The following is a 13,565-nucleotide window of genomic DNA, read 5'->3' as shown; positions in this document are numbered from 1 at the left end:
TCTATACCTTCACTCGTACCGGTTCTACTACCAGCGCCTTAACCGCTAACTATACAGTTGGGGGAACAGCGACATTTAGCACAGATTACACTCAAACCGGTGCAGCAACTTTCACCAGTACAACAGGGACAGTGAATTTCGTTGCTGGTTCATCCACTGCTACCGTCACAGTTGACCCCACTGCTGATACAACAGTAGAAAGTAATGAAACTGTTGCTTTAACTCTTGCTTCGGGGACAGGTTATACAGTTGGGACAACTACCGCAGTGACGGGGACAATTAATAATGACGACTTTTCCCAACTCTCCATCAATAATGTCACCGTTGTCGAAGGTCAAGATAGTAATGTAACCCTCACCGTCACAGTTGATAACCCCAACCCGCAACCAATTAGCTTCAACTATACCACTGGACCCATTGATGCTACCGCCAATGTAGATTACACTAGCCAGACAGGAACCCTCACCATTGCGGCGAATACTTCCACCGCTACTATTAGCATTCCCATCCTCAATGATAACCTCAACGAAGCCGATGAAGCCTTTACAGTAACCCTGTCAAATGCGGTTAATGCTACCATCAATCCCGAAGGAGGAATAGGAGAAGTTATCATTACTGATACTTGGCAAAGCAGTCTCACTCGCACCTTACCCAACAATGTCGAAAACCTCAGACTAATTGGCAGTAATAATATTAACGGTACAGGTAACGCCAGTAACAATAATATCACCGGAAATAGTGGCAATAATCAAATCAATGGAGGTGCGGGAATTGATAATTTAACCGGTGGTAATGGTGCAGATACTTTCATCTTCCAATTTGGCCAATCTACCATATCCGCAAGCGATAGTATCACAGATTTTGCCATCAATACTGATAAAATTGACTTATTAACTCAAGGTGGACTACCCATGAATGCGCCTAGTAGTTTCAGTCGCGCTGCTGATAGCACTGTCACCACTTTAGACAATTTAATCAATCAGGTATTTACTGATGCCAATGGAGCCACTACAGGTAATCAAGAATTAGCGGTTAATAGTGCCGCCTTAGTGCAGGTAACAAGCGGTGCGATAGCTGGAACTTACCTCGTTATTAATGATAGCGCGGCTGGCTTCCAATCCAGCAATGATTTATTAATAAATATCACCGGATTTACTGGCACTTTACCAGCTTTAGGGAACATTCCAGTGGGTAATTTCTTTATCTAAGTGTCTAAGCTCTCCTTCTAAGTCACCAAGAAAACGGGTTTCTCGGAGAAACCCGTTTTCTGGACTTTAAGAAAAAAAACGTTTCGCTGACAAACTCTATAAAGAACGTAGGTTGGTTTGAAACATGAAACCCAACGCCTGCTCATGTTAAGCTTTTCACTACTACTTATAGTTAATCATGTATTTCTGGCAATTTCGTGTTTATCAGCGTCCTTTGCTGCATCCCCTACAAACCCATCACGGACTATGGGAAATTAGGGAAGGAATTATTATTCGCTTAGAAGCGGAAGATGGACGTATAGGATGGGGAGAAATTGCTCCTTTACCTGAATTTGGTTCAGAAACATTATCGGCAGCAATATTATTCTGTCAAAGTCTCGAAAATCCCCTATCAATAAATTCAATTTTTTATATTCCTGAACAATTTCCTGCTTGTCAATTTGCCTTTGAATCAGCTTTAGAAGATTTAAGTATCGAGAATAAATCAAGAGAATTAGAACCGAAAAATTATAGTTATTTATTACCCACCGGTGCGGCAGTATTTCCCTGTCTGGATGATATTTTAGCCGCTAATCAAACTAATACTTATAAATGGAAAATTGCGGTCAATTCTCTCAAGCAGGAGTTAACCTTATTTGAAAAATTAATTGACCGATTACCCAGGGGAATTAAATTGCGTTTAGATGCCAATGGGGGATTAAGTATTGCTGAGAGTAAAATCTGGTTAAAAATTGCCGATGAATGTCAAATAATTGAATTTATCGAACAACCTTTACCCCCGTCTCAATGGTTAGAAATGTTGCAATTAAGTCAAGATTTTACCACAGGGATTGCTTTAGATGAATCGGTGGCCAATCTTCGACAAATAGAGGAATATTATCAACGGGGATGGCGAGGAATTTTTGTGATTAAACCTGCTATTACCGGTTCAATCCACGGGTTAAGACATCTCTGGGAAAAATATCCCTTAGATTTAGTATTTTCCTCCGTTTTAGAAACTAATATCGGCAGAAAATCCGCTCTACGTCTAGCACAAGAATACCCCAGCAAGGAGCGAGCTTTAGGTTTTGGTGTGCAACAATGGTTTAATGATAGTGACCCCGATTGGTTAGAAAAACTGTGGACGACATCAGCGAACAATTAGCATATCTCAGTCAAAAAGATTGGTTATATGGATACAATGGCCAAAAATTTTATCAATTATATCAGTCCTATTCTCAGAAATTTATCGCCGCAGATAATCCTCGATTAACTATACTGCTTGCTGAAGTCAATCCCATTAAATTCTTAGCTATATTCTTGGCTGCTGTCAGGGTCAAAAGTTGCCTATTTCTAGCTAATCCTGACTGGAAAACTAACGAATGGCAACAGGTTTTCTCTCTGATGCAACCCGATTATATTTTTGGTGAAAATATCGAGGTTTTTAACCATAATTCTCCTCCTGTTAATCCTTTGACTAATTCTCTGATGATACCCACGGGGGGAACCTCGGGAAAAATTCGCTTTGCTATCCATAACTGGTTAACTTTAACTGCTTCTGTCAAAGGTTTCTCTGAATATTTTCAAGTCGAGCAGGTTAACTCTTTTTGCCTACTGCCTTTATATCATGTTAGTGGTTTAATGCAGTTTCTGAGAAGTTTTTTAACAGAGGGAGATTTTGCTGTTATTTCTTACCATAAAATCAAACAAAAGCGCATAAATAATCTCAATCTTCAAGATTATTTTATCTCTTTAGTACCCACTCAATTACAATTCTTTCTAGAAAATGATCCTCAATGGTTAACCAATTTTAAAACAGTTTTACTAGGAGGTTCCCCTGCATGGCCATCTTTACTAGAAAAAGCTAGAGAATATAATATTTCTCTGTCTCCCACCTATGGAATGACGGAAACTGCCTCACAAATTGTCACCCTTAAACCAGAAGATTTTCGACGAGGCAATAATAGTAATGGACAGCTATTACCCCATGCTCAGATAAAAATTAATCCCGATAACCAGAAAATTATTATTGAAGCGAAATCTTTATTTTTAGGCTATTATCCCCATCTTAATCAAGGAAGCTACTTCGAGACGGATGATTTAGGTTACTTCGATGAAAGTGGTTATTTATATATCATTGGTCGGGATAGTCAAAAAATAATTACCGGAGGAGAAAATGTTTATCCTTTTGAGGTAGAAACTGCCATTAGACAAACTAATTTAGTTAAAGATGTGGTGGTTTTAGGATTGCCAGATTCTCGATGGGGACAGATAATTGTGGCTTTTTATGTCCCCGTTAACTCTCAGATATGCCAGACAATTATTCAATCTCAGATTAAAGATAAATTAGTCAATTATAAGCTGCCGAAACATTGGATAAAATTACCAGAGATACCAAAAAGTCCCCAAGGCAAGATTAATCGAACCAATTTAATTAAATTAGCTGAAACTTTTTTGACACCGAGTCAAACCTTGGACTATAATTATAAGTAGCTGGTTATAATTAAATTAAAAATGGATTTTAGGTTCGATCCCCCCTTAGTCCCCCCTTAATAAGGGGGGTGCCGATCCCCCCTTAGTCCCCCCTTAATAAGGGGGGTGTCTGACAACTTTTAACACCTACCTACTTAGCAGTTATCTTAATGGTGAGTTATGAGGTTTTCCTTTTGGGGAGACTCCGAGACGATATAATCGGGTAAAATGGCTATGGGTGCTAATCCCAGCAGATTTAAATTAGGTTTATTTTCCAAAATTATAGTGACTGTTCCAACATCTGACCGTGTTCTTTAAGCCATTGCTTTGCCTTCTCCATAGTAGCAATTTGCGACTTAATAATGTGCCAAAATCGTGGAGTGTGGTTCGATTCAATCAGATGCGCTAACTCATGAACTACCACATAATCAATTACGAACATCGGGGCTTTGATCAATCGCCAGTTAAAGTTAACATTGTCTTGGGGTGTACAAGAACCCCAGCGATATTTGCTGTCGGTAATTTTAGCCTGATTAAACCTGACACCAAGCTTTTTAGCATAAAGGTTGACACGAGGAAGTATCTTCTCTTTTGCCTTCTGAATATACCAATCTTGAAAAATCTCGCCACCATTCTCTGTTAGTGCCTTTGGTACTCGAAAGCGATTGTTAATAAATTTTATCTCTGTCTGATCATCAACCAATTCTAAACGATAGTAGCGCCCTAAATAAAGAAGCGACTCGCCATTAACCAGTTCCTTACCCGGAGGATGAAGTGGGACTCGATACTTTTGCTCGTGGTGAATTTTTTCATAGAGCCACTGCTTGCGTGACTCTACTATTTGCTGGATCTTATCGGGATGAGTACCAGTAGGCGCTCTGACCACGATCGATCGATCACGTTCCACGGTAATGGTCAGGGTCTTACGACTGGAAGAATAAATGATTTTATAGTCAAGTTTCATATTAAAAGTCGCTCAATTTTACTCGATTCAGCCTAAAAAATTCGGTCGTTATTTTTCTCTGCTATTTCCATCACCCGCGAGATAATCTGTTCTCGATTGTCCATAAGATTGGGAATTTGGTAAAAGTCGGGAGAGAGTAACACTTTTTGAATCTCTGCCTTAAGTTTCTTGCGAGCGGGAATGCTCTCCCAAAAGCTAGTTAATTGTAACTCCTGCTCAACAACGGTAAATACCTGTTGAGTGAGAGCGACCATCTGAGAAACCATATCGTCAGTTAATGCCGCTTCTCCAAAACACTCCCGTTTGAACATCCGAAAGAAGGGCAGCTGCTTTTTCCTGTCCAGTCCGTAGGTAGGCTCATTTTTTGCTTCTCTCGCCTTCTGGCGTAGTTTTTCCAGTTCTTGGTAAATCTTGTCCCAATTGTCTTTAAACTCCTCGAAGATGGCTCTCAGTGCTTCAGAAAAGGAGGCTTGCAGTTCGGGATCATCTGCCAGATCGATCTCGATATAGTGGCGGAGAGCGTGTTCGATTGCGGCGGCCTTTGTTTTGACTCGCTGGTGTTTCTGGACATGACTCTCAAAGTCCTTATCCAAGATCGAGATCGGTTTAACTTTCTCGTCAATTCCCCTTGATTGCAGATACTGGTCGGTCAGGGCCCGCAGCTTGGGTGGGATTCCCTTCATACTCAGGCGCTCGTCGCGGAAGTGCTTCCCCGCTAGTACATTCACTGCGGTGAGAGATTGGTAGTCTCTCATATAGTTCAAGGCCTCCTTGGCGGGATAGACCAAGTTAAGGCTGCGGGTCAGCTTCTTGAAGGCCAGCATGAACTCGAATCGCACATCCTCGTCATAGAAGAGGTCGAAAAAGGCATCTTGATCGTTCAGGTCGGTGAGTCCATGTTGCTTCAAGAGTGCAAGGATTGCCCGGTGGTCATCCTCAAGCTGACGGATCTCGTCCTCGGGAAAACTTAAGGTTTCCTCGACTTCTTGCTGCTCTCGCTCGTCGTAGTTATCAATGGCTCGCTTCAGGTGGTGGCCGATGCCTACATAGTCCACGACAAAGCCTTTATCCTTGTCCGCACCGCCGACTCGGTTGACACGGGCGACCGCCTGTAACAGGTTGTGGGCCTGGATGACCCTATCGAGATACATCACCTGCTCTACTGGGGCATCAAAGCCAGTCAGTAGCATATTATTGACGATGACAATGCCCACATCTCCAGTAATCCCCTCATCCCTTGCGTCAAAGGGCAGTTTAAAGCTTTTAATAGTAGTATCGTGGCGGGTGGAGTTGCTGTATTGCTTGAGGTGGGGTAGGTCGTTATGACTGCCGGAGATGACCACATCGGTCTTAAGTCGTTTCAGGCGATCGAGGTTAAGCCGGTGGGGATTCCCCTGCTCCAATTTGGCAATCTCCTCGGCCAGGGCAGCATCTAAATGCTCTTTGTACCGCACCGCCGCCTCCCGGGAAGTCGCCACCACCTGGGCCTTGTAGCCGTTGGGAAAGATGCACTGGAGATAGTGCTGCACCATATCCTTGGCTTTAGCGGCGATGGTGGGATGAGCTTCTAGGTAGGCATCCCTGGAACCATGGCCCAAAATCTGCAGCCGCTCTTGCAGGTTGTAAGCTAAACGGCTTTTACTTCGGATCACCGATATAGACTCCAAAAGGGTTATAGCTATTGGATCATGCAGGTTAAGCGCCGTTTAGCTTACTCACTGAAGACATCGGCAAAAGCCGCATCCATAGCTGTCTGATCAGACACCTCGGCGTTATGAGTGCGCCCGGTGTAAACAATTTCTAGGGTCACGCCGTCCTCGATGGACTGGCCCATGGTGTACTTGTCGATGTAGTCCCCGAAAACTTTCTCAGTTTTGTCGATGGGGGTGCCGGTGTAGCCAATACGGGAAGCGTAGGGGAGAGCTTTGTCGAGGTTTGTCCCCAGCAGGCTGTACTGAGAGCGGTGGGCCTCATCGGTCATCACCAGGATGTTGCTGCTCCGGTTTAGCTCCGGGAAGGTCTCCCGCAGTTCCCGCTCTTGGAATTTGTGGATCATGGCCATGACCAGATCCGAGGAGTCGCTGCGAAGTAGTTCCTTCAGTTTGGCGATGCTATTGGCGGGCTTAACGGTAAAGCCAACACTTTGGCCGGTCTCGGCGAGTTGCTGCTCTAGTTGGGTGCGATCGGTGATAAATACCACTTTCCACTGGGAAAGGTTGTTATGGCGGTACATGGCCCGCACCATAAACATCATGGTAAGGGACTTACCCGACCCCTGGGTATGCCAGATGATGCCGCTGCGCTCCCGGGGGGTTTTGCCCTCTAGGAGACGCTCCACGGCTTTCTTGACGGCACGAAACTGCTGATAACGCCCGACGATTTTGATGGTTTCTCCCTTGTTGTTGATGGAGAAAAGGGTGAAGTTGCGAATAATCTCTAGGAGGTTATCGGGGGCAAACATTCCCGCCACCAGTCGCTGCTGGTCGTTGGGGGAGCTAATACCGTGTTCTAGTTCTTCTAGGGTGCGGGGATAGGGGTCAGCCCAACGGAAGAAGTATTTTTCGGTGTGGGTGGTAATAGTGCCAAATTTTGCCTGATTGCGGCAGGTAGCTACGACAAACTGGTTATAGAAGAAGAGGGGGACATTTCCCTCGCCCTTAGCGCCGCGCTGTTCGCTGTAGCGGAGGAGTTGCTCGATCGCCTCGGCAATGGGTTCTTTGACTTTGGGAGATTTACATTCAATGACCACCACTGGCAGCCCATTGAGGAAGAGGACAATATCGGGGATGATGTGGTTTTCTGTGCCTAGAATCCGCACCTTAAACTGGCAAACGGCGATAAAGCGGTTGTTAGTTGGGTGGTCAAAGTCGATAAACCTGACGGTGGGGCTTTTTTCGCCTGTTTTACGGTTCTCTGAGACGCTGGTATTCTCCTGAAGCAGTTTAAAGACGTGGCGGTTATTTTCCAGTAGGTTGGTGCTGGGGAAGTTGGCGGTGAGTTGTTTGATGGCTTCTTCTATTTGGTCGGTTTCTAGCCAGGGGTTGATGATTGTAAGCTGTTCTCGTAGCACTGGCAGCATCACCACCTCGGTAAAGCTTTCTCTAAAAGTATCCTGTGGTTTTTGTTTTGTCTCTAAATCCAATATTTCCCAATCTAAACCGTACAGTTGATCAAGTAAGGGCTTTTCGACCCCGTTGCGCTCATCGAGTTTGATAGGTTGAGGTGTTTTGTTCATGACCAGATAACCTTTATTTAACTGTATTTATGAGGTTTTTCATCTTTGGAAACCAACGCTGCTTTGTGTACTAATACTAAATCCGTTGAGTAACGCACAGAAAACGGGTTTCTCCGAGAAACCCGTTTTCTACTCATCAAATGTCACGCTTCCTTTGAGGGGATTGATATCAGTGGTTTCGACGGGTAATATCTTCTCTGCATTATCCAACAAGATAACGCGGATCTGTTTACCTTCCCATTCAGAAGAATATTCGGCGGGAATGGTAACTATGCCGTTTTTTAGGATGGTTTTAAATTCGATCGCTTGCATGGGATACCTCTGAGATATTAAATTAGTTTAATGGAAATTTTTTGCTCCAAAACCTCTATATCAATTTTAGAAAGTTCATTCTTATGTACGGAGTGGAGGCGATAATGAGTCCAAATTTGTAGGGTTAATCGGATAATCCATCCGTTTACATCCATTTAAGCAATTCTTTTGCTTGTCCTTCAGAGAGGCGACAGAGATCCATGGCTCATAAAGGCTCATAAAGGCTCATAACTTGGCTCATAAAGGCTCATAATTTGGCTCATAAAGGCTCATAACTTCGGCAACTACCAGGTGGAAAGGTCATAGGGTCTGGCTATGGGTTTGTAACCAATCTGCGAGGTTTTGCATTTCGATGTCTTGGCTTTGCTGACTGGCGGCGAGTTGCCAAAAGTAACGGGCGGCTTCAATTTCTGAGGCGATTAATTCAATGCCATTTAGGGCGAGAAAGGTATAGACGGCAATGAGGGCAATGCGTTTGTTGCCATCGATAAAACAATGATTTTTGATTAGTCCATAGCCATAGGCGGCGGCGAGTTGGTACAGGGTTGCGGTTTGCTCGCTGTAATGGTAGAGGTTTTGTGGTTTGTGGAGGGTTGAGTCTAGTGCGCTTTTGTTGAGGATGCCAAGCACTCCGCCAGATTCGGCAAGGATTTCGCCATGAATTGCGATGATTTCCTTTTCGTTGAGCCAGTATGGTTCTGTCATTTGGCTAGGTCAATCAGGGCGTTACGATATTTTTTGATGCCACGCCTTGCGATTTCCATTTTTTTGGCAAAGTCGGGATCGAAGGCGGTGATTTCGTAACCGTTGGGGGTTTTAGTTAAATAAATATTGTCGCCGTCGTCAATATTCAGGTTAGCGGCGATTTCTTTGGGAATAATGACGCTGAGGGAGTTACCGCGTTTTTTGACGTTGAGTTGCATAATGGCTGTGTTTCAAGGTTTGATTTTTTTTCATGCTAACACTTGTTACCACAAATGTTGCAACGTTTAGTTCTGTTGATTTTTAGATGTTAGTTTGTTGCTGTTTTTTGGTTGAGGAGGTCGGTAACTCGGACTTTGCCAGTTAGTAGGTCTTGCATAAGTCCAGTTTTTAACCTTTGAAGTTTTTTAAGTTTATGCTTCTCATTTTTATTTATTTCGTCATGTGAATTTAGAACCGCATATATTCTTTCTTGTTCATTATATGAAGGAAATGCAAAAATAACCTTACGAAAAACTGACTGTTTTATACCTACCACAGTTGATCCACTGGTTAGTAATTCAATTCTTTCTTTTGATCTTTTCCAGTGTAGTATCCAAAACAAAAAATCTTGTGATAATTCATTAATTTTCGGACATAGAGTTAATAACCTTTGGGCTAGTGCAATCCGATAATTGGGAATACTAGCAACATTTCCCATTGGAGCTTCAGTTGTAAATAATACATCTCCAACCTCTGGGATTCCTCTACTCATCCAAGAATTATAAGCAGAATCTGCGATAAACTCTTGTGGCTCCTTCTCAATAAATCCATCACGGACATTTTTTGCCGTTAAGAGTGGTATCCCTTCAGTAACTTTTTTAGGAGTTTGACCTCTATAATCAATAATTCTCTCCAGCTTTTGTTCAATCTTTTTCACCTCCCACTCAACCGGAATTCTCCCAAGCGGTGAATCCTTAAATTCATGGGTTTCTTCACTGCGAATATTGCCGTTTTCATCAATTCCTTTGGTGAGCAAGTCCTGCATTAGTCCCGTTTTGATGCGCTGCTGCTTGGTAATTAGGGCTTCGGTTTGCTCAATCGCGCGGTCTATTGTTGAGAGGATGGTGGCGATTTGGGTTTGTTCTGACACTGAATTCGGACAAAAAAGCTCTATATCACCAAATGTTCTCTTGTTAATGATTGGTAGAGTTGTAATACCAGCCAACTCTACCAGTCTATGAAGGTTGTTTTGAATCAAAAGGTAAACAAATATATTATCAAAGTCATCACTACAGATAATAGAGTTTATTTGTTGATTAGTTACACAATCCCAAGGTGCAATAGAAATTCCCCCAATCGATCCAATACAGGTTACAAGAATAGAATTTTTAGGTACAATCCTTGCTCTTTTTGCTCCTTCATCTGTAAGGTTTTTATAAGTTTTTACAACAAAAGTAGATGAATTAAAGTCAGCAGGGGAAACAAATGGAATATCTCCGTCCCAATAACTTGAGTTTTTTGTGTCAGGGGTTGAACCTGTAACAATCACACCAAACTCGCTTATTCTAACTTTTTTCCAACCTTCCACACTCATCCCAAATACCTCAACTTAATCAAAAAAACATTTAAAAACTCAAGAGTTCCTTATCTCACTTTGATATTCTAAAGGATCGATAGTTAGTTGAATGCTACCCGCATAAGCTGCGAGTGCTTTAAAAGACTCTGTACTATCTTCCTGTTCACTTTCCTGCAATAATGCCTCAATTTTTTGCCAATCTTGGTAATTAATAATTACCGCCACTGGCTTCAGATTTTCATCTGTGACAAATTGCTTTTTAATAGACTGCATAACCTGCTCCTAACTGACTTAGATTATTCCCTATACCCTAGTTTAACCAAAAACTCATTTAACTGTCCTAAAGTCTGCTCTCGCTGGGCCTCCATTTCCTGACTTGATACCGCATACTTATCCCAAAGATTCTCAACCTTAGCGACAAGTCCCCGCTTTTCCCCATTCAAGTAACGAGTAAGCTGCTCCGATACCCAATCATAGAGCTTTTTTAGAATCAATTTTTTCGCTTCTTCATCCCTTAACTGTCCTCCTATTTCAGTCAGTAATCCCTCAGGATAAGATAATTTAATCTCCAAGGCTTTCTTATCCTTATTAAGCGCGTTAATCTTGGCCTTTTCTTCCTTTTTACTTGCATTTAACCCCATAAGCTGATTTTGCACCTGCTCAAGTAATTCAATAGTTTCAGCCTTAAATTCCTCATCACCAACCCGTTTTAAGCGCAGCTTTAACTCAAGCTGACTCTGCTGTTCCTTAAGTGTATTCTTAAGTAACTTGATCCGGTTCTCAATGTCAGTAATAACATTGTATTCTTGTTGGTAAGATTGGCGCTCTCTGGCTGCTGAATCGCCCTGGGATTGCTTCAGGTCATCTATCAACTCTTTAAGCCATTTCTTAATCGATGCGGCGCTAACAGTTTCTTCCTCTTCTGGTTCATAATTCGCCACCTCTTGCGCTGATTCCACCGCTTCGCTTAACTCCCCTTGGACTGCACTAATCTTACTTTCCAGTTCCTCAATTTCCGCCTCTTCCGCCTGAAAAAATGCCGCTAATAAATACTGATCAGGGATAAGAGTATGATGCCAGCCAGTGTTAATAATAGTCTTTAGATCATAGCGAATCTGCTGCCACCAGTTAACAAACACCCCCGCCGATTTAAACTCATCCAAAACCCCCAAAGGAATCAGCTGCTGTTTAAGGCTGCTCAGTAATTGCTGCCGCACTTGGGGCATAATATTATTTCCCTCCAACTTGGCAAAATCATCCCGCGCTTCTCGCCACCAATTTTTAAGCGTAGTATAGTGGTCGCTTATCCTTGCTTGTAAATCGGGATTAGCTTCCAGATTCTCTTTAATAGCGGCTTTCGTGGCAATTTCTGGGCAAAAACTAGCATAGCCGGGGCGTAGGGGTCTAAATAGGGTATTTGTATTGATGCCAAACTTAGCAAAAGTATCCTGTTGTGCGGCAATTTCAGCCTGCGGAATACCCCCCATCAAGTGAGCTTTTACATCCTCCGGTTCGGGATCTGGCGTATTATCCACATAGCGGCGAATATTAAGATTAAAGTCGTGTTTTTCGACAATTTCCGACTTATCTACCAAGCGGCTATATTTGGGATATTCTCGCTTGTGGGTAAAGACATAATCGATCTTTTCAATGTCTTCGGGGCGCAATTTATTCTGGTTTTTTCCCTCAGCATATTCTCGATCGGCATTAATAAAAAGGATTTTATCGCGTAATTCATCAGGTTTATTTTTATTCACCACCAACACACAGGCCGGGATACCCGTGCCATAAAATAACCCCGGGGGCAAACTAATAATCGCCTCAATCAGATCATCCTCAATTAAGATCTCTCGAATCAGCTTCTCTTTCCCCCCCCGAAATAGCACCCCATGGGGCATGATAGTGGCCATGTGGCCGTCGGGTTTAAGACTGGCAATCATGTGCTGGACAAACATCAGATCCGCCTTTTTCCCCTTTTCCGGGCAGAATTCGCGAAAGCGGTTGGTAAACTTGAGATTAGCCCGGCTGTAATCCTGGGAAAAGGGCGGATTAGCGAGAACTCGGTCAAACTTGCGAATCTGTCCGTTTTCTAAAATGAGCGGATCTTCGAGAGTGTCCCCGTTTTCAATGGTGAAGCGGGTGATGTTGTGGAGGATCATATTCATATTACAAATTGACCAGACCGTACCGTTAGAATCCTGTCCGTAGAGTGCCAGATTCTGGGGATTTTGCCCCTGTTCCTCCACATATTGATAGGACTGGATAAGGAAACCGCCCGACCCCACGGTAGGGTCATAGATAGTATGGCCCGCTTGGGGTTTGACCAACTGTACCAACAGCCGCACCACCTCGGCCGGCGTGTAAAATTCTCCCCCTTTCTTCCCGGCACTATCGGCAAAGTATTTGATTAGGTACTCGTAGGCTGCACCCAATAGGTCGGGAAACTCAAAATTATCGTTGACCAGCACAAATTGGGGCTGATTGAAATGATCTAGTAAATCCTTCCATTTGTGGTCAGGTATCTTGGTTTTGCCCTTGGTAGCATTAAAATCGATGTTATTCTTCAGCACTCCCGCCAAGGCATCGTTAGCATCCTCTACCGCCGCTAATGCCTTATTGAGCATATTGCCGATGTCCTGCTTAAGGTGTTTGAGCGGCGGCACTTCCTGGCCGTTTTCGTCGCGCCAGGATTGATGCCAGCGAGCGCGAGGAGGTACGAAAAATGTTTCTCCATAGGAGGTTTCGCTTTCTAGGAGTTCGGCCAGCAGCAACGGATCTGGGAGGTGTGCATATTGTTTCTTGAGTTGCGCTTGCTTGCGCTCAAACTCGTCTGACAAGCGTTTGAGGAACAACATCCCAAAGATAAATTCTTTGAACTCGGAAGCGTCCATTTTGCCGCGCAGAATGTCCGCCGCCTTAAATAGAAAGCCTTCGAGTTGACTGAGAGTGATCTTTTCTTGTTTCATCGTTAGTTAAGTTAAATGTTCACCAGTTTAAGTGGGTGGGTGGAATTAAATTGAAAATGGATTTTAGGTTCGATCCCCCCTGCCCCCCTTGATAAGGGGGGTGCCGATAGGCGGGGGGATCCCCCCTGCCCCCCTTGATAAGGGGGGTGCCGATAGGCGGGGGGATCCC

11 protein-coding genes and 1 pseudogene are annotated in these 13,565 nt (G+C 43.5%); 3 read left to right on the top strand and 9 right to left on the bottom strand.

The genetic code is table 11. The features are described from left to right. From O9332_RS07400 to O9332_RS07390, 3 genes and pseudogenes are all read left to right on the top strand, one after another. Window positions 1-1,208: bluetail domain-containing putative surface protein (locus O9332_RS07400; RefSeq protein WP_288024617.1), on the top strand; the 1,208-nt coding region annotated here is incomplete at its 5' end. Between the two features lie 178 nt (window positions 1,209-1,386). Continuing rightward, window positions 1,387-2,352 carry an o-succinylbenzoate synthase gene (locus tag O9332_RS07395; RefSeq protein ID WP_288024614.1) on the top strand — a complete coding sequence of 322 codons (966 nt, stop codon included), beginning with the start codon at window positions 1,387-1,389 and terminating at the stop codon, window positions 2,350-2,352. Beyond that, a pseudogene (locus O9332_RS07390) lies at window positions 2,328-3,670 on the top strand (2-succinylbenzoate--CoA ligase). Before O9332_RS07395 ends, O9332_RS07390 begins: the two are co-directional and overlap by 25 nt. Before the next feature lie 269 nt (window positions 3,671-3,939). Here O9332_RS07390 and O9332_RS07385 read toward each other — a convergent pair. The 9 genes from O9332_RS07385 to O9332_RS07345 all read right to left on the bottom strand — a co-directional run bounded on the left by O9332_RS07385 (window position 3,940) and on the right by O9332_RS07345 (window position 13,396). Then, on the bottom strand, window positions 3,940-4,623 hold the full coding sequence (locus O9332_RS07385) for a M48 family metallopeptidase (RefSeq protein WP_002762309.1): 684 nt from the start codon (window positions 4,621-4,623) through the stop codon (window positions 3,940-3,942). A 32-nt stretch (window positions 4,624-4,655) separates the two neighbouring features. Beyond that, window positions 4,656-6,275: a type I restriction enzyme subunit R domain-containing protein gene (locus O9332_RS07380; RefSeq protein WP_288024606.1), complete on the bottom strand. Its 1,620-nt coding sequence runs from the start codon at window positions 6,273-6,275 to the stop codon at window positions 4,656-4,658. Window positions 6,276-6,334: 59 nt separating this feature from the next. Next, a complete protein-coding gene (locus O9332_RS07375) occupies window positions 6,335-7,858 on the bottom strand; it encodes a type I restriction endonuclease subunit R (protein WP_288024603.1) in 1,524 nt (507 codons plus the stop codon). A 129-nt stretch (window positions 7,859-7,987) separates the two neighbouring features. Further along, window positions 7,988-8,170 (bottom strand): hypothetical protein, encoded by a 183-nt coding sequence (locus O9332_RS07370; protein WP_016516247.1) that lies wholly within the window; start codon window positions 8,168-8,170, stop codon window positions 7,988-7,990. Window positions 8,171-8,470: 300 nt separating this feature from the next. After that, complete coding sequence (locus O9332_RS07365) at window positions 8,471-8,875, bottom strand: type II toxin-antitoxin system death-on-curing family toxin (RefSeq protein ID WP_002762315.1); 405 nt, start codon at window positions 8,873-8,875, stop codon at window positions 8,471-8,473. Next, the gene (locus tag O9332_RS07360; RefSeq protein ID WP_002762317.1) at window positions 8,872-9,093 is read right to left on the bottom strand and encodes an AbrB/MazE/SpoVT family DNA-binding domain-containing protein; all 222 of its coding nucleotides are present in this window, start codon (window positions 9,091-9,093) and stop codon (window positions 8,872-8,874) included. Before O9332_RS07360 ends, O9332_RS07365 begins: the two co-directional genes overlap by 4 nt. A gap of 89 nt (window positions 9,094-9,182) precedes the next feature. Continuing rightward, entirely contained in the window at window positions 9,183-10,448 is a 1,266-nt protein-coding gene (locus O9332_RS07355; RefSeq protein WP_288024598.1) for a restriction endonuclease subunit S, read from the bottom strand. 39 nt (window positions 10,449-10,487) lie between these two features. After that, a complete protein-coding gene (locus tag O9332_RS07350) occupies window positions 10,488-10,703 on the bottom strand; it encodes a RelB antitoxin-like protein (RefSeq protein ID WP_046660763.1) in 216 nt (71 codons plus the stop codon). 23 nt (window positions 10,704-10,726) lie between these two features. Continuing rightward, on the bottom strand, window positions 10,727-13,396 hold the full coding sequence (locus O9332_RS07345; RefSeq protein WP_288024594.1) for a type I restriction-modification system subunit M: 2,670 nt from the start codon (window positions 13,394-13,396) through the stop codon (window positions 10,727-10,729). Window positions 13,397-13,565 lie beyond the last annotated feature (169 nt).

The organism is Microcystis sp. LE19-10.1B (assembly GCF_027530565.1).
Classification (GTDB): Bacteria; Cyanobacteriota; Cyanobacteriia; order Cyanobacteriales; family Microcystaceae; genus Microcystis; species Microcystis aeruginosa.
This window is presented reverse-complemented; position numbering and strand designations above follow the sequence as displayed.

Excerpts from the sequence above, each read along its gene's own strand:
- O9332_RS07375 (WP_288024603.1), bottom strand. The coding sequence starts at position 7,858 with ATGAACAAAACACCTCAACCTATCAAACTCGATGAGCGCAACGGGGTC.
- O9332_RS07385 (WP_002762309.1), bottom strand. The coding sequence starts at position 4,623 with ATGAAACTTGACTATAAAATCATTTATTCTTCCAGTCGTAAGACCCTG.
- O9332_RS07360 (WP_002762317.1), bottom strand. The coding sequence starts at position 9,093 with ATGCAACTCAACGTCAAAAAACGCGGTAACTCCCTCAGCGTCATTATT.
- O9332_RS07365 (WP_002762315.1), bottom strand. The coding sequence starts at position 8,875 with ATGACAGAACCATACTGGCTCAACGAAAAGGAAATCATCGCAATTCAT.
- O9332_RS07350 (WP_046660763.1), bottom strand. The coding sequence starts at position 10,703 with ATGCAGTCTATTAAAAAGCAATTTGTCACAGATGAAAATCTGAAGCCA.
- O9332_RS07355 (WP_288024598.1), bottom strand. The coding sequence starts at position 10,448 with ATGAGTGTGGAAGGTTGGAAAAAAGTTAGAATAAGCGAGTTTGGTGTG.
- O9332_RS07345 (WP_288024594.1), bottom strand. The coding sequence starts at position 13,396 with ATGAAACAAGAAAAGATCACTCTCAGTCAACTCGAAGGCTTTCTATTT.
- O9332_RS07370 (WP_016516247.1), bottom strand. The coding sequence starts at position 8,170 with ATGCAAGCGATCGAATTTAAAACCATCCTAAAAAACGGCATAGTTACC.
- O9332_RS07395 (WP_288024614.1), top strand. The coding sequence starts at position 1,387 with ATGTATTTCTGGCAATTTCGTGTTTATCAGCGTCCTTTGCTGCATCCC.